This is a genomic window from Paenibacillus phoenicis (assembly GCF_034718895.1).
GTDB lineage: Bacteria > Bacillota > Bacilli > Paenibacillales > Paenibacillaceae > Fontibacillus > Fontibacillus phoenicis.
Map to the genome: position 1 here is coordinate 4,090,477 of NZ_JAYERP010000001.1, position 22,996 is coordinate 4,113,472.

General features: G+C 54.3%; 11 protein-coding genes, 2 pseudogenes and 2 CRISPR repeat arrays (1 of these 15 cut by a window edge). Of the genes and pseudogenes, 10 read left to right on the forward strand and 3 right to left on the reverse strand.

Annotated features, from left to right (window positions below):
- Positions 1-2,234: direct repeats of the CRISPR family, unit length 32 nt; unit sequence GTCGCACTCCTTGTGAGTGCGTGGATTGAAAT (it extends 2,361 nt beyond the left edge of the window).
- Between the two features lie 90 nt (positions 2,235-2,324).
- A protein-coding gene (locus U9M73_RS19375; RefSeq protein WP_323078635.1) for an IS3 family transposase occupies positions 2,325-3,475 on the forward strand; the annotation gives its coding sequence in 2 pieces (ribosomal slippage) (positions 2,325-2,580 and positions 2,580-3,475; 1,152 coding nt in all).
- A 63-nt stretch (positions 3,476-3,538) separates the two neighbouring features.
- Positions 3,539-4,377: a CRISPR direct-repeat array (repeat unit 32 nt; unit sequence GTCGCACTCCTTGTGAGTGCGTGGATTGAAAT).
- 296 nt (positions 4,378-4,673) lie between these two features.
- On the opposite strand, the pseudogene hepT reads toward U9M73_RS19375, so the two are convergent.
- A pseudogene (hepT, locus tag U9M73_RS19380) lies at positions 4,674-5,085 on the reverse strand (type VII toxin-antitoxin system HepT family RNase toxin).
- Positions 5,082-5,495 carry a type VII toxin-antitoxin system MntA family adenylyltransferase antitoxin gene (mntA, locus tag U9M73_RS19385; RefSeq protein ID WP_009223780.1) on the reverse strand — a complete coding sequence of 138 codons (414 nt, stop codon included), beginning with the start codon at positions 5,493-5,495 and terminating at the stop codon, positions 5,082-5,084. The pseudogene hepT and the gene mntA overlap by 4 nt, the downstream one beginning before the upstream one ends.
- Before the next feature lie 129 nt (positions 5,496-5,624).
- Here mntA and U9M73_RS22280 point away from each other — a divergent pair.
- Positions 5,625-5,894 (forward strand): annotated as a pseudogene (locus U9M73_RS22280) (DUF6809 family protein).
- A gap of 23 nt (positions 5,895-5,917) precedes the next feature.
- On the opposite strand, the gene U9M73_RS19395 reads toward U9M73_RS22280, so the two are convergent.
- On the reverse strand, positions 5,918-7,216 hold the full coding sequence (locus U9M73_RS19395; protein ID WP_323078637.1) for an arsenic transporter: 1,299 nt from the start codon (positions 7,214-7,216) through the stop codon (positions 5,918-5,920).
- Between the two features lie 430 nt (positions 7,217-7,646).
- Here U9M73_RS19395 and U9M73_RS19400 point away from each other — a divergent pair, with 430 nt between their 5' ends.
- From U9M73_RS19400 to U9M73_RS19435, 8 genes are all read left to right on the forward strand, one after another.
- The gene (locus U9M73_RS19400; RefSeq protein WP_323078639.1) at positions 7,647-9,323 is read left to right on the forward strand and encodes a TIGR02677 family protein; all 1,677 of its coding nucleotides are present in this window, start codon (positions 7,647-7,649) and stop codon (positions 9,321-9,323) included.
- Entirely contained in the window at positions 9,324-10,532 is a 1,209-nt protein-coding gene (locus U9M73_RS19405; RefSeq protein ID WP_260070113.1) for a TIGR02678 family protein, read from the forward strand.
- 38 nt (positions 10,533-10,570) lie between these two features.
- Entirely contained in the window at positions 10,571-14,776 is a 4,206-nt protein-coding gene (locus U9M73_RS19410) for a TIGR02680 family protein (RefSeq protein WP_323078641.1), read from the forward strand.
- Between the two features lie 11 nt (positions 14,777-14,787).
- Positions 14,788-16,224 (forward strand): TIGR02679 domain-containing protein, encoded by a 1,437-nt coding sequence (locus U9M73_RS19415; RefSeq protein WP_164744097.1) that lies wholly within the window; start codon positions 14,788-14,790, stop codon positions 16,222-16,224.
- 290 nt (positions 16,225-16,514) lie between these two features.
- Positions 16,515-18,821 carry an AraC family transcriptional regulator gene (locus U9M73_RS19420; protein ID WP_407673959.1) on the forward strand — a complete coding sequence of 769 codons (2,307 nt, stop codon included), beginning with the start codon at positions 16,515-16,517 and terminating at the stop codon, positions 18,819-18,821.
- A gap of 309 nt (positions 18,822-19,130) precedes the next feature.
- Positions 19,131-20,768 carry an ABC transporter substrate-binding protein gene (locus tag U9M73_RS19425; RefSeq protein ID WP_323078646.1) on the forward strand — a complete coding sequence of 546 codons (1,638 nt, stop codon included), beginning with the start codon at positions 19,131-19,133 and terminating at the stop codon, positions 20,766-20,768.
- A gap of 15 nt (positions 20,769-20,783) precedes the next feature.
- Positions 20,784-21,695, forward strand: coding sequence for an ABC transporter permease (locus U9M73_RS19430; protein ID WP_009223789.1), 912 nt, complete (start codon positions 20,784-20,786; stop codon positions 21,693-21,695).
- A 29-nt stretch (positions 21,696-21,724) separates the two neighbouring features.
- A complete protein-coding gene (locus U9M73_RS19435; protein WP_232228317.1) occupies positions 21,725-22,666 on the forward strand; it encodes a carbohydrate ABC transporter permease in 942 nt (313 codons plus the stop codon).
- The last annotated feature ends 330 nt before the right edge of the window (positions 22,667-22,996 follow it).

The window sequence follows — 22,996 nt, forward strand, 5'->3', positions numbered from 1 at the left end:
CGTGGATTGAAATAATGTTGAGTCGTTTGTTACGGGCAAACTGCCGGGTCGCACTCCTTGTGAGTGCGTGGATTGAAATACCAGCTCGGTGACGTTTTGGATCGGCTTGCTCGGTCGCACTCCTTGTGAGTGCGTGGATTGAAATTCCTCGGCCTCTTCAACACTTTCCTTCTGTCGTAGTCGCACTCCTTGTGAGTGCGTGGATTGAAATACCCGGCAAGCTTCGACCGCTTTTTGAGAGGTTTAGTCGCACTCCTTGTGAGTGCGTGGATTGAAATAGGTATCCGGGGCCGAGCTGCTCATGATCAACTACAGTCGCACTCCTTGTGAGTGCGTGGATTGAAATCTTCTATCATCTGCCGTCTTGATCATATGACATCGTCGCACTCCTTGTGAGTGCGTGGATTGAAATGATTATTTACTTCGAGAGAAGTTAGAACAAGCGGAGTCGCACTCCTTGTGAGTGCGTGGATTGAAATTACCAGTCGAGCCAGATCCTCCAGCGCCAGGACGTCGCACTCCTTGTGAGTGCGTGGATTGAAATTTGTCATCATAAAGCCACCTATATAGTGAAGGGGTGTCGCACTCCTTGTGAGTGCGTGGATTGAAATCCTTCGTAGACCTCAAGCACCGGCTCCGCGTCCTTGTCGCACTCCTTGTGAGTGCGTGGATTGAAATTTAGCATCTGGTGTATGATCCTTCACGTGCTCATCCGTCGCACTCCTTGTGAGTGCGTGGATTGAAATGATGCTGCGAACGGTAATGGTGCGCTGGGGGTCGCGAGTCGCACTCCTTGTGAGTGCGTGGATTGAAATACGGCTGTGGCGAAGGTAAACAATTTCAGTGATCTCGTCGCACTCCTTGTGAGTGCGTGGATTGAAATTCTTCGTTTAGGAACAGCATTATTGCCCTTGTGCCGAAGGGTCGCACTCCTTGTGAGTGCGTGGATTGAAATAACGAATATTGGAACATCTTGATAATTCGATGGATGGTCGCACTCCTTGTGAGTGCGTGGATTGAAATGAAGAGTTGAAGCAGGGAACGAACGAGAAATTGGAAGCGTCGCACTCCTTGTGAGTGCGTGGATTGAAATTTTATCTACTGATTATTTATCAGGCAGCTTTAAAGTCGCACTCCTTGTGAGTGCGTGGATTGAAATTATCTGATTTGGTTGAAAAAGTGTATGCGCCGGAGTCGCACTCCTTGTGAGTGCGTGGATTGAAATCCCACTTTTAAGGTATTCCAAACAGGACCAAAGAATGGTCGCACTCCTTGTGAGTGCGTGGATTGAAATTCAATTGTTCGAATCTGTGCGCCGTTGAAATTGGTCGCACTTCTTGTGAGTGCGTGGATTGAAATAGCAAATCTAAATTTAGAAGATCCATTAGATCAAGCGTCGCACTCCTTGTGAGTGCGTGGATTGAAATATCGCCCAGCAGCATGTACACCTCACCGATCTGGTCGCACTCCTTGTGAGTGCGTGGATTGAAATTTTGCAAAAAAATCCAATGCCACCTGCCAACCGAGTCGCACTCCTTGTGAGTGCGTGGATTGAAATCTTACTCACGATCACCATTTGTACGCCGTCATCCCGTGTCGCACTCCTTGTGAGTGCGTGGATTGAAATAGGAGAACAAGTCGCGGATCATTAGGCTCCTTGGTCGCACTCCTTGTGAGTGCGTGGATTGAAATCATTCGTCCAACTGCATTAAATCCATGGCTACATCGTCGCACTCCTTGTGAGTGCGTGGATTGAAATAACCCTGTCCCTAAGCCATCATATCGCCGCAGAAAGCGTCGCACTCCTTGTGAGTGCGTGGATTGAAATCCCATCGCGAAGTCAACGCCCATATAAACGTCAAACGTCGCACTCCTTGTGAGTGCGTGGATTGAAATAAACCGGAAATTATCGCTTTCTCGACATACTCGTCGCACTCCTTGTGAGTGCGTGGATTGAAATAGAGAAGGCACAGCAGGGGCTCTACAAGGCCCGGCACGTCGCACTCCTTGTGAGTGCGTGGATTGAAATCCACCTCTACTAATATACCAATGTTAAGCGCAACGCGTAGCACTCCTTGTGAGTGCGTGGATTGAAATAGCACTATGGGCTATTGATTTGGAATCTAAAGGCATTGTCGCACTCCTTGTGAGTGCGTGGATTGAAATGATGATCGACCAGTTGTTTTTAATAAAAGAGTAAAGTCGCACTCCTTGTGAGTGCGTGGATTGAAATCAATAAGAGGGTTGATGCTGATAGACTAAAAAGTAGACATGGAGAACCGAGAATCGGGTAAAATGAATCTATCCAAATTCGAGGTGCTACCATGACGAAAAAATACGATAAAGAATTTAAACTGCAAACGATTCAGATGATCCAGGAAGAAGGAAAGGTGGTGGCGCAGGTCGCCCGCGAACTGGGGATCAGCGACAACACTCTGTATCGTTGGATGGCGGAATACAAGAAAGACGGCGCACAGGCCTTTCCAGGCAGTGGGCAACTGAAAGCCGACGATAAAGCAATGAGAGATCTTCAGAAACGCCTTCGTGATCTGGAAGAGGAGAACGACATCTTAAAAAAGGCGATGCACTACTTCGCCAAAGACCGGCGCTGATCTATACTTTCATCCACGATCATCGCTTCAAGTGCCGAGTCTCGAAGATGTGCGAAGCCTTTGAAGTATCCCGAAGCGGCTATTACAAATGGACCCAGCGAAAAGCCAGCAAACGTGAAAAGCGACGTCGCAAGCTGGAGCGGCGGATCCGTCGTATCTTTCTAGAATCCCGTCGATTATATGGAAGCCCCAAAGTAGCAAAAGAACTGCACAAGCAGGGCATACGAGTGTCCGAGAAAACAGTCGCTCGGATCATGAAGGAGCTGGGTTTACGTTCTCGCACGGTGAAGAAATACAAGGCCACAACCAACTCGAAGCACAACCTGCCTGTCCAAGAGAACGTGTTGAACCGCGAGTTTAATCCGTCCGCTCCAAACAAGGCCTGGGTGGCTGATATTACGTATATCCCGACCGATGAGGGTTGGCTATACCTGGCAAGCATCATGGACCTGTACAGTCGTAAAATCGTTGGATTTCACATGGATGAGCGAATGACGAAAGAACTCGTGTTAACGGCGCTGGACCGCGCCCACAGCCAGCAGCGACCGCGCGGAGAGGTTCTGCATCATTCGGATCGCGGCAGCCAGTACGCTTCCCATGACTACCAGGCGCGGCTGCGCACCTACAAGATGAAAGGCAGTATGAGCCGCAAAGGGAACTGCTACGATAATGCGTGTATTGAATCGTTCCACAGTGTGCTCAAGAAAGAGCTTGTCTACTTGGAGAAGTTCAAAACACGCAAGCAAGCCAAGAAACGCATTTTTGAATATATTACCTGCTTCTACAATGGAAAACGAATCCATTCCGCGATTGGGTATTCTACGCCCAATGAGTGCGAACGTATGTACCGATCTGCCGCATAATTTTCTCGATTCTTTGTGTCTACTCTATTGACAGAGGTACATGATGTCACAGCAACTGTGCTGGTCGCACTCCTTGTGAGTGCGTGGATTGAAATTTGAGCATCCGGCGAAATCCCTGGTCGAAGTAATTGGTCGCACTCCTTGTGAGTGCGTGGATTGAAATTCCCATCTACAGGAAGAAAGTCTATCGATGATCTTTGTCGCACTCCTTGTGAGTGCGTGGATTGAAATCGTCCGGTGTACCGCCTCAGACCGCGCCCGCCCTCCGTCGCACTCCTTGTGAGTGCGTGGATTGAAATCCGATCCACTGTTTAACCGCTGGGATCACGGCTGAGTCGCACTCCTTGTGAGTGCGTGGATTGAAATTCTCGCGTGCTAGACGGCAATTACCCGGATACGTCGTCGCACTCCTTGTGAGTGCGTGGATTGAAATAGAGAGCTTGTATTACAAGGGAGGGTTGTCCATGATGTCGCACTCCTTGTGAGTGCGTGGATTGAAATATTACGTCAATCTTGGGCCGATGAATCCGCAATCATGTCGCACTCCTTGTGAGTGCGTGGATTGAAATAGCCCGAAGCGGTAACCCCGGCGCCCAGTCAATCGTCGCACTCCTTGTGAGTGCGTGGATTGAAATCCAAATGTAACTCTCTCCACCCCATAGGCTTCGCGTCGCACTCCTTGTGAGTGCGTGGATTGAAATTCACAAGGGCGGCATGTTTGAACAGCTTGAAAACCCGTCGCACTCCTTGTGAGTGCGTGGATTGAAATTCTGGCGACGTTCATGAAATTGTTAGCCGTTGATTGTCGCACTCCTTGTGAGTGCGTGGATTGAAATTCGTATCGCTCCCTAAAAGCCCTAATGACTTTAGGTCGCACTCCTCGTGAGTGCGTAGATCGAAACAGGAGCCGTACTCCGGATGACCGGATTCACTTGTTACTGATTACTCGGGAGTCAAAGTACAGACTGGTCATGGCATTTGTTTGCTTGTGCTCCGGTTGGGAGCGGCTGTTGGTTGATAATTTACAGGATCATAGTCTCGATGCAATGAATGGTCGCAAGTGTCTTTTTCCAAATAGGAAAAAAACTCCACAAACGCATTGCGGGTATTGCGTGGATTTGTTGCAAAAGGGCGGCAGAATGGAGTGGGGGGGGGGTAGATACTAGCCCCTGGAAAACATAGTTTCTTTCCGGAGGCTTTAAGCACCAAAATCTCTGACTTTTGATGCAAAAAGAACGAAATCTCCGAGGTGGTGATCAAGAATGGCCTGGACGATTTCGATTTGTATACTTCGATAATCGTGTACGGCTATGTTACTAAAACCAACCATGGCTTTCAGATTACGGTTAAGTTCTTTGTCAATCACTCCATTATCTAATAGAAGATCAAAAAGCCTCCCGACTGCTCTGAGGGATTCCCCATTTATTTTCTGAGACCAGATGCATGGCTAAATCGATACAAGCTTCACAGGCCCGCTGTAGGTTCAAGATAATGGAATCCTGTTTGGTGTAATTTTCGAGGTTCTCTCGCTTTCCTTCATACTCTTCATGGATCCGTTTCAGGCAACGGTTGATCGTTTCTGTTTTGTTCGCTAGTATATCGCGGTTCAATTGGCTCCCCCTCTCTGGTAATTCTCCATGATTTCTTTGCGCTCGTCGTTAAGCAGGGCATATTCCTTGAGGGCTTGCATAAATGCGGTCTGCCGGACATAAGGCTCGACATCTTGCAATACCTCACCTGTTCCAATGATCTGTGCTTTGAAGACGGGATTCGCCTGGGGAAAATAAATCAGGTCTACCTCACGCCCTACCCGATTGGCTAGTTCAGAAGCAGCCATAAATAGTTCATACGCGGAGTGAGGTGGATCTTCAGAAATATAGGCAATATCTACATCGCTGTCTTGGCGCATCTCCCCCCTTGCTGCTGACCCGAATAATATCACGGTATGCGCATTGAAACGCTCGTTTAAATAATCGATTATGGCGGATATTTGTTGTGGTTCAAGTCTTGGATTAGGCATAAGACACCATCCATTCATTCTGTCAAATTGGAACCTTATCTTGAGCGTATCCAAATGTGCTTGAAAATACAAGTGTTTCGCAGATACGTACCACATGCGGCCACCGATTTTGCTATTCTTTTTTTTTCGATGCCATCCTTTCTGGAATCTCTCTACTACGGTCATCTCATCCCCGAGCAGATGGCCCCCAAAGACCCGCAATACCGCCAACTCAGCAACGCATTATCCGAAGCCAACAATGGCTTGGAGAGAGAAACGATCTGGTGAGGATTTTACCAAATTGAGGCGCTAATCGACTTACAGCAGCAAATTCAAGAGATGGAGATGGCAGCCGCGTTCGCGCAGGGTTTTAGGTTGGGTGTGGGGTTGATGATTGAGGTGCTGTTATTCGTGGAATGAAAAGAGGGGGCAATTTGCCCCTCCTAAAACACCCACAACACCACCCACAACCTCAACAACGTCGCAAACAAAATCGGGATCGTCAGCACGATGTCAACTTTGAAATACGTGCCCCAGGAGATGCGGACGCCCTTCTTGGCGAGGACATGGAGCCAGACGAGAGTGGCGAGTGAGCCGATGGGTGTGATCTTCGGGCCGAGGTCGGTGCCGATGACGTTGGCGTAGATCAGTGACTCGCGGATCGTGCCGGAGGTGGCCGTGTCGGCGATGCCGAGTACGCCGGTCATGACGGCCGGCAGGTTGTTCATGATCGACGATAGGAACGCCGAGATGTAGCCCATGGCCATCGTGGATACGAATAGGCCTTGATCTGCCACCGTTTGGAGGAGCTTGGCCAAGACTTCGGTCAGCCCGGCATTGCCGAGGCCGTACACGACAACGTACATCCCGATCGAGAAGACGACGATGTTCCATGGCGCGCCTTTCATGACGGCCTTCGTATCGACCGCTTGGCTTCGGCGGGCGATGGCCCAGAAGATCAAAGCCACGGTGTCGGCGAGCAAGGATACCGGAAGATGAAGGAACTCGCTCACGAGGTAGCCGATCAACAGGACTCCCATCACCACCCAAGATATGCGGAACAGGCGCTGGTCTTTGATGGCCTCAGATGGTGCTTTCAGCTTGGACGGGTCATAGGTGCGAGGAATACCTTTGCGAAAATAAAGCAGCAGCACCGCCACCGTTGCCCCGAGCGAGAACAGGTTTGGAACAATCATCCGAGCGGCATATTGCGCGAAGCCAATTCCGAAATAATCCGCTGACACGAGGTTCACCAGGTTGCTGACAACCAGCGGTAAAGAGGTAGTGTCCGCGATAAACCCGCTCGCCATAATGAACGGGAAGATCATTTTCTCCTCAAAACTCAAATGGCGAACCATCGCCAGCACAATCGGCGTGAGGATTAAGGCTGCCCCATCATTGGCAAAAAACGCCGAGACCACCGCCCCCAGCAAGCTGACGTAAATGAACATGCGGATGCCGCTGTTTTTTGCAGCCCGGGCCATGTGCAGCGCTGCCCATTCGAACAAGCCGATCTCATCCAAGATCAGCGAAATGATGATGATTGCGATAAACGTTAGAGTGGCGTTCCACGTGATCTGCACGACTTCCCCCACATCGTCAAAGCCGACGACGCCGGCAAGCAGCGCCAACACCGCACCGCCGCACGCGGACCACCCGATATTCAGCCCCTTCGGCTGCCAAATCACAAAGGTTAAAGTCATTCCAAAAATAAGTGCTGCCGCAATGATGTCAAATCCCATCGGTTTCTCTTCTTCCCCCAAAAATCTCTCTCTGTAAACAAGCCGTTTATCATTGTCTCACTGCTTTCCTTTTTTGTACATAGGGTGGAGGGGACTAGCGTCCCAATTCGGAGGATTTCTGATGTCGAATCAAATGAAATTTGGGATCGGCTTGAAGAGCCGGCGGCTGTTTTCTTTTGCTATAGAAGCCCCATTCGATCGAAGACGGAGCATCATTCCCAGCCAAGCCAGGACTAGCCGATGGTTGCTGGCTCTGTTTTACTTGTTATACATCGCATTTCCAAGGTACCGTTTTTTTGTGGTTTCAGTTTGTCCCCGATCCATCAACGACAAGTAATAACATCGTATGACTTCCCCCCTCTCGGCTTGTCACAAGGTGGCGGGTATTTTAAGATGAAAGTAGTTTTCTGAAAGGAACGGGGGGGCGAGAATGGAGTCTCATTTGCCGGGGTTGCCGGTGCAATCGTTGCGCGGGATACCCGAGTTGAAGTATGTCAATGCTGACAACGTGGTTCGCTACCGGGCGATCATGCGTTTTTTCTATCAGGAGTATAAAAGACTGCGGTATTGGCTGAAGCCGGAAGACGTCTTTGAAGCGGTCAAGGCTTGGAACGTGTGGCCGGATTATACACTTGAACTGTGCCAAGGCGACCTGGATCAATTGGTGGAGTGGCAAAACCTGACTGCCCGTCACGACGGTGGACGCTCCTCCACGCTGGAAGAGTATCTCAAAAAGAAGATGCAGTATTTGCTCCGCCCGTATTCCATCGAAATCGAACGGCTGCTGGAGACGCTGGAGAAGGTAACGGGGTATGGCGGTTCGCTGGAAGCTTCCTTATTCGACACGATTGCGGATAAACTGTTTGACATTCGTAGCCAGGTCGGAGAACTGGAGCCGGACGCGGCGCTGGAGCTGTGGAACGTCTTGTACCGTTCGTTTGTTAACCTCCATGAAAATGCGGCGGACTATATCGCTAGCCTGCATACGGCTCGGGCGGAAGAGATGATGGTGACGGAAGCTTTCTTGATCTTTAAGGAAAAGTTGACCGATTACCTGCAAAATTTCGTACAGGCGCTACAGCGGAGCGCTTATAAAATCGAAGGTAATTTGCAGCGAATTAACGATTCGGTACGGGATCTGTTTTTAGAGCAGGTCGTGGAAGGTGAGCTCCGAAAGCCGCGGCTGGAGGACGAACCGGATCGGGAGGAACTGCTGGAAGAACTTCGTCAAGGCTGGACGAATATCCGGCGCTGGTTTGTGGGCGAGGGGGCTGCGCCCAGCGAGCTCACCTTGCTGGAGCGGGCGACGAAGGATGCGATTGCCCGTATTGTACGCAGCGCGATTCGTATTCAGGAACGGAAGCGTTCGGGACTAAGCCGCAAAAAGGAGCTAGAGCACTTGGCCCGCTGGTTTGCTTCGATCGAAACGGTCGAGGAGGCGCACAGGTTGTCCGCATACGCTTTCGGATTGTTCCCGACGAGGCACTTGCAGGGCGAGGATCTGCGCGACTCGGACCGGGCGGACATGTCGTCCTGGGAGGAGCGGCCGATGGTGCGCATGCTGCGTTCGCGCAGCCGCAAGCGCGGAGAGCGTCAGCCGGCGGACGCGGTGCGTGACAACGAGCGGCGGAAGCAGCGGGAGCGGGAAGCGTTCAAACTGCGGCAGGCAGAGGAATGGCGGATGATCGCGGCGTTACTAGAGCGGAGCTCCGTCAAAGTGTCGGAGCTCGGGCCGGTGACGGCCAAGGAGCGGCTACGGTTGCTGCAGTGGATCGGCCGGTGCATGACGACAGGAAATGGCCACTCGTTTGTTACGCCGGAAGGCGTGTTGATTCGGATGAGCAATCCGCGTACGGCGGAGCGGACAATCTTGCACGCGGAAGACGGCGAGTTGGAAATGGCAAACTACGAGCTGCATTTTAGGCTGACGGAAGCGGCGAATGGCTTGGCCGTGGGAACAGCCGCAAAGCAGGGGGCAAACGGGGCCGATATTGCCGCTGCGGAAGCGGCTGCGGCGGCCGATACGGCAGAAGTCGAGGGAGAAGCCGGATCAAGATTTGAATCGGAGGTCCGATCCGAAAACGAGGCGGAAAGGCAGGGGCGGTAGATGGCTGGAGGTGCGCTCAAAAGACTAAGCAAACGGGGAATAAACGCCGAGCAGGCGGCCGAACGAAAGCGCGCGTGCATGCACGCGCTCTTGAACCGTCCGTGGGTTGCAAAGGAGGAAGACCCGGACTTGTATTTTGCCATCCGGGACCATTACGAGGAGCTGCGCGACTGGTTTATGGATAAGGCAGGTTTTCCGCTGATTATGACCCGGACAATCGCCAAGCTGGACAAGACGCCTGTGAAGGCGCACCCGTGGATGGGTTTTCCTGAGTTTCGCGAAAAGCGGGACTACGTTTTTTTTACCTATGGACTGTGGTATTTGGAAGGAAAAACGGAGTTGGACCAGTTCCTGCTCACCGACATCGTGGAGGAAATCCGCGAGCAGATGCTGAGCGCGGGGCTGGAGGCCGACTGGCGGAATTACTATGACCGCTTGTCGATGGCCAGAGCGCTGAAGAAGCTGCGGGCGCTTGGCGTGCTGCACAGCGTCGACGGCGATGAGGGCCAGTGGGCGCAGGACGCGGAGCGCAATGCATTGTACGAGTGTTCGCCTTTGGCCCGATATGTGCTTCGGCGCTTTCCGCGCGATTTGACGGGCTGCTCGCGGCTGGAGGAGTTGGAAGACCCCATTCCGTACGCCGACACACAGGACGGGCAGTCGATGCGGCGGCGGCACCGGATATACCGCCGGCTGCTATTGGAGCCGGCGGTGGTGGACAGGCACTGGGATGAGGAAGATTTGAATTATGTGCTGTGGCAGCGGCGGGCGATCATCGATCAACTGGAAAATATGCTCGGCTGGACCGGGCGGCGTTACCGGGAAGGGCTGTGGTTTTTCCATCCCGAGCTGACCGGCGAGAGCGAGCTGTTTCCGACGATGTCGGCCGCTTCGGATTTGGCGCTGCTGCTTGCGAGCGAAATCCGCAAGGAACTGGCGGAGGGAGGCGTATTGTACGTGGAGGACAACGGCACGGTCCGGTTGACCAAGGCGGATATCGAGACGCTTCTGTACAGGCTACAGCTTAAACATAAAGAGTTTTGGAGCAAGGATCTTCGGGAAGCTGCCTCCCAGGAACTGGCGGAACTGTGTATGAACCATTTAGCCGAATGGGGGCTGGGAGATTGGGAGGGCGAGACTTCGTTCCTGATCTCGCCCGTACTGGCTAGATGGAGTTCGGAATATGCAAATAACGATTTTGATACTTAGGTGTGGTGGATCAACATCCAAACGGGAGGATTTAACTGGTGGAACAGCAAATGGTGGAGCAGGAAAGCGGTCTGAGAGCGGACGGGGCTTCCGGTCAAGGCGGCCGAGCGGCCGCAAGGTGGCAGATGCATCGCGTCGGGATTTTGAATTTCTGGTATTACGATGAAGAGGAATTTCAACTCGAGGAAGGCCGGCTGATCTTGCGCGGCGCCAACGGGTCGGGCAAGTCGGTTACAATGCAAAGCTTCCTGCCGCTCGTGCTGGACGGCGACAAGCGGGCGCACCGGCTTGACCCGTTCGGTTCGCGGGACCGCCGCATCGAGTATTATTTGCTTGGCGAGGAGGACGGCGGTAAGACGGATACGACGGGCTACTTATGGATGGAATTCAAGCATGGTGCGACCGGAGCGTACAGAACGGTAGGCATCGGGCTGCGGGCGAGAAGAAACGCGGCCCAGGTGCAGTTCTGGGGGTTTTTGCTGGAGGATGGGCGGCGCATCGGGCGTGACTTCTGGCTTTACGACCGTAATGGATGGCTGGAGGACGGCGTACGCATTCCTCTCGACCGCAAGGAACTGGAAGCGAAGGTGGGAACGGGCGGCCAGGTCGTTTTGGATCAGAAATCGTATCAGGATATGGTGAACAAGCATATTTTCGGGTTCGCGGATACGGATGCTTATCAGGACTTGCTCCAACTCATGATTCAGTTGCGGAGTCCAAAGCTGTCCAAGGACTTCAAGCCGTCGGCGATCTATGAGATTCTCCATCAGGCGCTGCCGCCGTTGATGGAGGAGGAGCTGCGGCCGTTGTCAGAGGTGCTGGAGGACATGGACCAAATGACCGACCGGCTGGACGAACTGAAGCGGCATCGCGCCGAGATGGTGAAGCTGCAGGAGCGGTACGATTTTTACAACAAGCATGTGTTGTATACGAAATCTGAGGACATGTTGGAGGCCAAAGCTGCTTATGATGAAGTCGCTGCCAGAGTAAGAAGGTCCGAAGAGACGCTGGCGCAAGCGGAGGCGGAAAAGGCGGGGGCTGTGACAGAGCGCAGCGGCATCCAGAACCGGTTGCAGGAGATTGCCGTCGAGCGCGAATTGTTGGAGAAGCATGAAGCTATCGGCAAGCAACGGGAGTATGAGGCGGCCGCGGCGGCTTTGGCGGACACGGAAAAGCAGTTGGAACGCGCAAAGGAAAAAGCGGGCAAGGCCCGCATAAAGCAAGAGCAACTTGAGCGCGGGCTGCAGGAGGCCGAAGCCAAGCGGGACACCGCCGAACGGGAGCAACGGGAACTCCTGAACGAGTTGGAGGCGATTGCGGGCGACATGGAGTTTGCCGGGCATGTCGTATATCACCGGTATTGGACAGCGAACGTGCCGGTGGATGATCTGTGGAAAGAGGCGTGGCGAAAAGATCTGCGCACGCATCGCGATGCTGTGGAACGGGGCCTGGCCAAGGCGGCGGAGGAAAAAATGGCGGCTGCGCTGGTCAAGGAAAGCGAAATCGAGTTGGGTGAAGCGAGCCGAGCGCGGGATGAGGCGGAGCGCGAGCGCGGCGAGCGGGATAAGCGGTTTGCTGACAGCAAGGAGGCGTTTAAGGACGAGATTGTCGCCTGGCAAAGCGGGCTACGGCAACTGCCTTTTAATGAGGAGGCGCTGCGCGAGACGTTTGGGGCGCTACGCGAGTACGGACTGGAGCAGACCTCGCTGGAGCCGGTGCGGGGGCCGCTGCTGGACCGGTACGAAGCGGCCCGGGATCGTTTGGTGGCCCGCCGGCTCGATATGGAGAAGCAGCGGAGGGATTTGTTGGCGGAGCGCTCGAGCTTGCAGGAAGAGAAGCGCGGCTGGGAGCAAAGTCGGGAGCCGGAACCCGGGCGCAGCACAGCACGTGCGAAATTCCGCGAAGCTAATGCAGAGCGAGGCGGGGCGCCGCTCTTCGCTGCGTGCGATTTCCGGCCGCACGTAGGCGATGACACCAAGGCGCGGATCGAGGAAGCGCTGGAGCGTTCGGGGTTGCTTGATGCCTGGCTGTCCCCGGACGGCCGGGTGCAGGAGTGTGGCAATGACGATGAAGAAGCCTGGATCGTACCTCGTCCGCAGGAATTCGGCTATACGCTGGCGGACATGTTGGTTGCCGATCCACCAGAGGGAAGCGGGCTCACGGCCGCGGCGATCGATGCGGTACTGCGCAGCTTTTTGTGGGACGAGGAAGGCGGCCTACTGGATGACGGCGACTGGAGCGGCATGATCGCAGCCGACGGCTCTTACCGGCTTGGCCCGCTCGCCGGGAAGGCGGCGGTGAAGGAGCGGGCGGAGTATATCGGCAAGGAGACGCGCCGCCGTACCCGCATGATGGAAATTGCCCGGCTGGGCGAGGCGATCGCCAGATTGGACGCCGTGCTGCGTGAGCTGGACGAACGGCTTGCCGGTCAGGAGGCAGCGGAAAGGCAGTTGGCGGTAGAGCGCGAGCTTTTTCCCGGCGGGGCGGACCTGGCTGGAGCCCTGCGCGAACTACAGGCAGCGGATTATCGGCTGCAGGCTGCGGCCCGGCAGGAAGCGCAGGCCAATGAGCGGTTCAAGGCGAAGTCGGCGCAGTGGCGCGAACTGCAGCGAGAGTTGGTAGAGCTGACCGCGAACTGGACCCGGTTGAAACGCGAGCCGGATCTTGCGGCGGCGGTTAACGCCTTGCGCGATTATGAAGCGTCGCTTTCGGACCTGCATTCCGCCTGGCGGCAGTACAGGGACGCTCACGCGTCTTGGGAGCGGTTCAAGGATGAGTTGGACGCTTTGATCCTGGAACTGGAGGATGAAGAAGCACTGGCGGAAGAGCTCGGCGAGCGGCAGCGGGATCAGCGCGCTCAGGTGGATACGTTGCGGAGGCTGATCGAGGAGTTAGGGTTGGCCGATGTTGCGCGGAGGCTGGAGGAACTGAAGCGCGAGCAATCTGCGTTACTTGTCCGCTTCAAAGAACAGGAGCGGCTGCTCGATGCGGCTAAAGACAAGGCATCCCGGGCGGAAGCACAGCTGGTGCTGCTGCGGGAGCAGGCAGAAGTGCTGCACGTCGAGTTGGAACGAATGCTGGAGCAACTGCTAGCAGAGCTGCGCCAAGGTCTGGTTGACGAGTGGCGGAGCGTAGCGACTGAGGCGGATACAGCGAACGCGGCGAACTCGGCCGCAGCCACAACTCGGGCAGTTTTCCTGCAGACCTCTGCCAAAGAAATTCTGCGGCAATACGAACCCTTGTTTACCGGGCGTAATGCCGAAAACATCGTTAACCGTTTGTTGGAGCAGTTTAATGCCGCGCGCATGCTGCTGACGGAGTATGTGCTGGAGACGGTTGCGGATGAAACAACCGGACGTTTGTTGCTGCTTTCCATGCGTAACCCCCGCCAGCCGCTGCCGCCGCAGGCGTTGCTGGAAGAACTCGAACAGCAGGAAGCGGAGCAAAGCGCTTTGTTAAGTGAGAAAGACCGCGAACTGTATGAGGAAATCATTCTCCGCAGTGTTGGCAAAGCGATCCGGCAGCGAATTCACCGTGCGGAGCAATGGGTGCGGGAAATGAACAAGCTAATGGAGGAGCGAGACACATCAAGCGGTCTTCGCTTGAAGCTTGAGTGGCAACCTAAAGTCGCGGCGGGGGAACAGCAACTCGATGTCTCCGACCTGGTCGAACTGTTGAAGCGGGATTCTCATAGGCTGCGCGAGGACGAAATCGACGCGATGATCGAGCATTTTCGTGGGCAAATCGTCAGCGCAAAACAGGCAGCCCAGGAGGAGCAGGAATCGCTGCGTCAACATCTCTACCAAGTGCTAGATTATCGCAACTGGTTCCAGTTTGAACTGAAATACAAAAAAGGTGAGCAGATTGGTTACCGTCCGCTCACCGATGCGCGCTTCAACGTGCTGAGCGGGGGCGAAAAGGCAATGGCCATGTATATTCCGCTGTTCGCCGCCACATGGTCGCGGTATTCCGACGCGAGAACCGACGCGCCGCGGCTTATTTCTCTTGACGAAGCGTTCGCGGGCGTGGATGAGGAGAACATGCGGGATATGTTCAAGCTGCTGACGGATATGGGCTTCGACTATATGATGACCTCCCAGGTGCTGTGGGGTTGCTACGATACGGTTCCAAAGCTGGCGATTTATGAGATTTACCGGCCGAAGGACGTCGATTTCGTTACCTTGTTCCGCTACCGTTGGAATGGCAAAATCAAGGAATATATAGAAAGCGGTGCAGAAGAATGAGCGGCGGGCGGATGAACGATCGTTCAGATCAGGCGGCCAAAGCCCGGGACTATTTTTCTCGTCCCGGGTTCAAGAGAATGCTCGAAGCCGTCTGGAAGCGATACGCCAGTCTGGAGAAGGCGGGCGGGCACGCCGTCATCAGTAGATCTACTGCAGCGGAATGCGAGGCGATCAATACCTTTTTTGGCTGGTACAAAAAACCGGGGGACGATATCCGAGTACCACTTGCGGATTTTGAACAGGAATTGCTGGAATCGGCATTTACCTTCACGATTACCGAACTTCATGAAGTCCTGACCGGCGAGCCGCTGCGAACCAAATCGGATCGGGAATTGCTGGCGATGCAGGAGTGGGGGAGGTTGTTTGAGACCCTGGAAGCCCAGTTTGCGGAGCAAGGAACGCCACTCCAGCCGGCTGTGGCGGAATGGTTAAGTGGTTTGCGCCACGGCCGTGCAGCCGGTTACCGCACCTTGCGTGAGCTGTGGCGCGCTGCTCCCGAGACGGCGCAAAGAGAGCTGGCGAGTGCCACATGCGCGTGGAACCTGCTGCTTGCGGGGGATGCAACAGCAGGTTTGGGCGAGAACGGTAGCCCACCATCAGCTGTCCGCCTACCGGTGCTGGCCGCGCAAACTACCGGCGATCCGCATGCGCTGGACCGGAACGTCCCGGCAGGGCGGCTGCTGTTCCAGGCCTTACGCTCCAAGGAGCTTGGGAAGCAGTTTGCCGAAACGGATCAAACTGACCCATCAGATCCCGAGGCGATACCCGGCTTGTCATCCGGAGTGGATACCTTGGAGGCGCGGGAGATTTACCGCAGCGCGGGAATTTTTGATGACGACATATCTTCTCTCGTTCATATTTATTGCCCTTGGGACGGCGGTAACGGGCCATATGTTTTATCGTTAAGGCAAGTTGAGATAACCAGCGTGCTTTCTCCGATCACCGATTTTTATGTGGTAGAGAATCCAGCGGTATTTTCCACTTTGGTTGATTTGAATGAAGCCAATGAATCCGCCTATACTGCGGGACCGATGCTAGTTTGCACCAGTGGACCGGCAAGCGCAGCGGCATTGCGCCTGATCGATCGTTATTTGGAGGAAAACCTGGTTTCCGGCCACCTATATTACTCTGGTGATTTTGATGTTAAAGGGATTTCGATCGGAAATGTTCTGGCTTCCCGTTATGGGGACCGATTTACCGCCTGGCGTTTTAACCGGGAAAGTTACATGGAGGGGTGTGCCTTGGCGCTTCCCAATGGCGTAACCTTATCAACAGAAGAGCGGCTTCGTTTGGCTAAGATGCAGGCCATTTGGGATAACTCGCTGTGCAACACGATGCGCGATGTAGGACGTAAGCTATTTCAAGAGCAAATAATCGTAAATTTGATCAATGATTGGCGAAAAGCGGTCATAGGAGGGGAGATCGGCGGCCGTTTGCATTCCAAATGAAGTGCGCAATATCATGCAACGGATGTACAGAATTAAGCTGGACATTTATGAGCGATATGACGTTAAAGTGAAAGCTGTAAATGTATTCTTCTTAAGACCGGTGCTGTGGTTCTGTCTAGGAGCTGCCTCGTGCTGGTCTTATTTTTGTTTTCTGTTCTTTATTCCCATTTCTCGCGCCAACCCTGCATTCCTGTCCATATCGAGCACAAAGGACGTTCTCATTTCGGCACCGATCCCGTATGCTTAAAGTAACTTTGGTGTGGACAAGGACGGAAAGGAAGGTGATCTGCTTGGGGAAGAACAAGATCAATCTGCTGACCAAGCTGTTGATTTCCTATTGGCTTGTGCTGCTGTTTCCGGTGCTGATCATTTTGTTCTATTATTATCCGCAGTCGGCGACGGCGGTGAGAGCGAAGGAAATGGATTGGAACGCTCATATCACGGAGCAGTTCATGACGTCGATGGACACGTTCACGCGATATGTGTACAATCTGCCGTTCGAGCTGGCGCAGAATCGGGAGTTCCGGCTGTACCAGGCGGAGGAGAGCGATTACCAGCGGGTGCTAATTGCGAATGAAATGAAAAAATACAACGCCACCGATGCCTTCATTTACAACACCCTGCTCTATGTGCGAAACATCGGCATGTTATTCTCCAAAACTGGAAGCGCATACAGTTTGGAGGATATGGCCACTCCCGGGATCGGCTTCACCTATGAGGATTGGCAACCCGCCTATATGAAGGAGACGTTGAACACGTTGGACGCGCCTCTCGTCCGGCCGGTGGAGGAGATCGTCATTCCCGGCAACAACCGGGTGCGGATGCTGACCTTTCTGCAGCCGTTGCCGGTCGGCGGGTCCCATTCCCCCGGCGTGGTGATGATCCTGGTTCGGGAGGATACGATTCTCCGCATGATGCGATCGGTGTCCGAGCACTATCTCGGAGACTTTTTTATCCTCGACGGGCAGGGCCAGCCGTTGGTCGCTTCAAACGGTTCGCTGTACCGGAGCTCGGACGATCTGCCGAGTCTGGTGGAGCGAATGGAGCGGGAGAACGGCGGCGATCCCGTCTCCGGCATCCACCAAATCAACGGCACAACGTATATCGTCTCCTATGCGGTTTCGGACAAAAACGGCTGGAAATACGTCAGCCTGCTTCCGCTAACGGAATCGCTGCAGGATTTGCGCGCGATCCAGTTGAAAACCGCGCTGCTGGTCGGCTTCATCCTCCTGCTGGAGGTTATCGTGATTTACGTCTCGATCCGCAACAATTACCACCCGATCAAACGGCTGGTGGAGTTTGCCACCGGCTTGTTCGAGCCGCAGGAGCAAAAGCCGATGAACGAGCTCGAGACGCTCCGCTATACGCTTAGCGGCTTATCCGCCGCCAACAGCCGGCTGGACGAGGAAGTGAAGGGGACGCTTCCCTTGATGCGGGACAACCTGCTGCTCGAGCTGGTGAACGGACACTTCCTCGCTTGGGAGCCGTTCGCGAAGGAGGCGGCAAAGGTTGGGATCGGCCTGGACGGGCCGCTCCTTACGGTGGCCGTTATTTCCTGCGAAGCCGGAACGGAAGCGGCGGAGCGGATCTGGGGCGCTTGCCGAAGCGAAGAAGAGCGGTTTCCCGCAGGCGTGAAGGGGTATTTTTTCAAAAGCATCTATCACCACGAAATCGTGCTGGTCTGCGCCCATGGCGAGAATTTTGCACTCAAAGCGCATTTGGCGCGGCTGCAAGAGGAACTTCAGCGGCAGGCGGACGAAGTTGAAGATGATGGCGCCGGAGGAGGCCGGGCCATTATCGGCATCGGTCGTCCTGGCGAAGGGCGGAATCCCCAGGCCGCGCATGTTTCCTATTTGCAAGCGCAGCGCACAGCGGAGCAACTGAGGCTTCGCGGCGACAGCGCCTTGCTATGCTACGACGAGTTCGAAACGCCGTCAGCCGGGACGGTATCCTATTTCGCCGAGCTGCTGCAATCCCTGGAGCTGGCTATTCTGAAAAACGAAGCTGCTCAGGTGGAATCCCTGATTGAACGGCTCGCCGGTTACCTTAGCGGCAACGGGATGTCGCCGCACATGCTGCGCAGCGTGTACTTGAACACGGCCAGCGTGATCTTCAACGGGCTTCAGCGGTTCCGTCAGGACGACCAGAGTCTGCTGCGCCTGACCGACGCCGCGTTTGGGCCCCGCTACACGCTGGAGCAAATGGCCGGAATCTTGCGGGAGAGCGGGGACAAGCTGTGCGAGATGATCCGTGAGACGGTGCCCCAAAGCCGTATGGCTTCCCGGGAGGAATTGCTCGCAGCACTTGAAGAGATGGGCACGGACCCGAATTGTTCCCTGCAGCTAATGGCTGACTATTTCAGCATGTCGGCGTCTAACTTTAGCCATTATTTCAAGAAAACGGTAGGCCAGAACTTCAAGGAGACGCTCGACCGGCTGCGCATCCGGCAAGCTGCACGTTTATTACGGGAAAGCGAAGAGACCCTGGAGGCAATTGCTGCCCAGTGCGGATATACCAACCTCTCCAGCTTTATCCGCTCCTTCAAGAAGATTCTGGGCACCACCCCTGGCCAATATCGGCAAACCCACAAAGGCTAAGCATTCGTATCTATTTCTTTTTGAACTGGAGCCAGATCGGCGTTTTTTGAATATTTACAAAATTTGAATCGGGTTGAAAAGCCCGGTCCCGCAGTCTGGCTGATGACCCTAAAGTAATCGCTTTCAAAAAATGAAAATTGGTCCAAAACCGCCCGTTTACGCAGCTTGGCATTGCCCGTTAAAGTCTATGGTGCCTGGATTGGCCAGGCAAGGCAAAGACGGCGGCAGCCATCGTAGACGGAATCCGCGAAGAAATGTGAACGCTTTCGTACACGGCCGCCGCTCAAATCTAATTTGGGGGGAAAGGGAATGCGAAAAAAAGTAACCGTTTTCATGTCATCCGTGTTGGTCGTGGTGATGCTGCTGGCCGGATGCGGCTCGGGAGGAGGCAATGCTGGCAATACCTCGAGTTCGCCGGATGGCGCAGCCGGTACGCCCGGGAACACCACCGGGGAGAAGGTGAAGCTGACGGCGATCATGACAAAGCACCCATTAACCAAGCCGCTCGCCGAAATGGAGTGGCTGCAACAGGTGGAGGACAAGGCCGGCGTGGACATTGAATGGCAGGAGATCACGGCTGATTGGGGGCAGAAGAAAGGAACGATGCTGGCGAGCGGGGATATCCCAGATCTGTTCATCGGGCCGAACGTAATCACCGACGCGGATTTCGCTCAGTTCCAGGGGTTGTTCCAAGACCTGTCCACGATGCTGGATCAGGCCCCGAACGTGCAGGCCATGTTCGAGGCCAAGCCGGAGACCCGGCTGATCGCTACTCTACCCGACGGCAAAATCTACGGTTTGCCGAAGTATCAGCGGTTTTGGCCGGCCGCGTCCACCAGACAATACATCAACCAGAAGTGGCTGGATCATCTGGGGCTTCAGATGCCGACGAACTGGGATGAGCTGTATGACGTGCTTGTGGCGTTCAAGGAGAAGGACGCGAACGGAAACGGCGACCCGAACGACGAAATCCCGATGGATTGGCCGGGTGAGATCGGCGGCTACTTCAACCCGGCCGTACTGCTTGGCAGCACGGGGATGACCTTGTCCGACGGGAACGCGGAAGGCTACTTCGTCGAGGACGGTCAGGTGAAGAATTACCTGATCGATGACCGGTATAAACAGATGGTTGCCTTCCTGAGCAAGCTGTACAAGGCCGGGTTAATCAACCGGGAAGTGTTCACTCACGATTACACGAAATACCAATCCGTCGCCCGCGGGGAAGGAGATACGGCCAAGGTCGGCTTTACCTGGGGCTGGGTGGCGTCGGACCGATTCGGTGAGCAACTCGCTCCGCAATACACGTCCATGGCCCCGCTGAAAGTATCGGCCGCGGACACCGTAAAGCCCTCCTGGATGTACGATTACTACAACCTGAACTACGGCGTGAACCACATCGTCATGTCGGCCAAAGCGAAAAACAAGGAAGCCGCCATGCGCTTCATCAACGAGCTGTACGACCCCAAGGTCGGCATCCAGGTGTTGTTCGGCTCGATCGGCCCGAATATCCAGGACAACGGGGATGGTTCGTATAGCGTACTGCCGCCGGCCGATGCCAAGATGGACCCGGGTACGTGGAAATGGACGTCGACCATGGCGGACAACGGCGCTTTTTATATCTCGGACGATATGAAGCTGACCCTTGGCAAAGATATGCAAGAGGTGCTTGGCCAATCGGAACCGCTCAAGGAAGCGCTGCAGGTGGACCAGGAGAACGATATTTTCCCGGCGATGTTTATCAAATACTCTACGATGGACAACAACACGTTAAGCCTCAATAATACCAACATCATGAACCTCGCCAACGCTAATTTTGCCAAGTGGGTCACCAAAGGCGGCGTCGAGGCGGAATGGGACGCGTACGTGAAGGAAGCCCAGAAGGCCGGGATCACGCAGAATCTGGAGATCATGCAGAAATACTACGAGGAATACAAGAGCAAAAAGTAAGGGGGCCGATGTTGCATGCAGGTTCGCAAAGGGCTGCAGGCCCTCGTACGCGATTATCAATTATGGATCATGATCCTGCCCGCGATCGCCGTTATCCTCATCTTTAACTATATCCCGATGTACGGAATCCAGCTCGCTTTCCGCGACTACGATTTCAGCAAAGGGCTGACCGGGGGCGAGTGGCGGGGACTGGCCTACTTTCAGCAGTTTATCGACAGCTATCTGTTCACCGACCTGATGCGGAACACGTTTCTGATTAGCCTGGCGAGCATCGTGCTCGGCTTCCCGGCTCCGATCGTACTGGCGCTCATATTGAACCAGATCCGGCGCAAAAAAATGAAGCAGCTCATGCAAACGACGGTGTATCTGCCGCATTTTATCTCGGTGATCGTGCTGGTCGGCATGCTGAATGTGCTGCTGTCCCCCGAAACCGGGGTGGTCGGCTATATGTTCAAATATCTGGGGCTCGGACATATTAATCTGCTGGCATCCACCGAGACTTTCATCCCGGTTTATGTGCTTTCGGACATTTGGCAGCACTGCGGCTGGAACAGTATCATTTACCTGGCTGCCTTGTCTACGGTCGATCCCCAGCTCTACGACGCGGCCAAAATCGACGGCGCCACCCGGTGGCAGACAGTTCGCTTTGTTGACTTGCCGGCGCTCGTGCCAACGATCATCATTTTATTCATTCTCAGCATGGGGAACATTCTCAGCACCGGATTTGAGAAGATTTTCCTGATGCAAAACGCGCTCAACCTCCCAGTTTCAGAAGTCATTGCCACCTACGTGTACAAAATCGGGATCGTGTCCAACCAGTTCAGCCTAGCTTCGGCCATCGGCTTGTTCAATACGCTGATTAACTTCGTGTTCCTGTTTGCCATGAACGCGATTTCGAAACGGGCCTCCCATAACAGCCTGTTCTAAAATCGGAAGGAAAGGAGGAGACGACAGGCATGGGCCAAATCGGAACGCAAATCGGGGGCAAGGGGCCTGCGGTGAGAACTGCCGGAGCGCGGTCGGGCGGCGGGGAGTTGGTGTTTAAAATCGTGCTCGGACTGGTCTGTACCGTCATTTTTCTGTTGATTGCTTATCCGCTGTATTTCATCGTCATCGCTTCGTTCAGCGACTCGACGCTCGTCTCGACGGGCAAGGTACTGTTCTTACCGAAAAACGTCAGCTTATTCGGCTACCGCGAGATTTTTCAGGACGGGCGAATTTGGACGGGGTACCGGAACACGCTGTTTTACACCTTTTTCGGCACACTGGTCAACCTTCTGTTCACGCTGCCGGCAGCTTACGTGCTGTCCCGCAAGGAATTCAAGGCGAGACGGGTGATCATGTTCCTGTTCGTGGTCACGATGTTCTTCAATGGGGGACTGATCCCGACGTACCTGCTGATGAAAGACCTGCATCTGACCAATACGGTCTGGGTATTCATCGTGCCGTTTTGTGTGAACGTGTTCTACCTGATCATTGCGCGCACGTTCTTCGAAACCTCGTTGCCGCAGGAACTGCACGAGGCGGCAGTGATGGACGGGTGCTCGCATTTCACCTTTTTCGTGAAAGTGGCGCTGCCGCTGTCGAAGGCGCTGGTGTCCGTGATCGGCTTGTATTACCTCGTCGGGCATTGGAACGACTTCTTCACCGCGCTGATCTACATCCGGGACAACGACCTTCAGCCGCTGCAAATGGTCCTGCGGGACATCCTGCTGTCCAACCAGGTGTTCGCGAACGGGGCCGGCACGGGCGGCGACGCCGGCGGTTACGCGCAAAGGTATGCCGACCAGATCAAATATGGCGTTATCATCGTGTCCACGCTGCCGATCCTCGTGATTTATCCGTTCATTCAAAAATACTTCGAGAAAGGCGTGATGATTGGTTCGATCAAGGGGTGAGCGGCGGGTTGCCGTGAGATTACGATTTGCAAGCCCGGGGGCGGAGGCCTTCCGGGCTTTTTTTGCATGAGCGTGCCGTAAGTAATAAAGGTAAAAAAGGGCCTTATTCGCTCCAAAGATAGAGTTTGGCTTGAAATAGCGGACATTTTTACCCTTATCTTTGAAAAATGGGCGGTGAAGAGGTGAGTTTGACGGGAGTTCAGGAAAATAAGGCCACAAAATTCCCTTATTCAACGCAAAAAGGGACCAAAAGGTGAAATAAGGCCATAAAAGTCCCTTATTTCCGCCTGGGGTGACAATGTGCATGATTATGATGATTTTAATAAACTT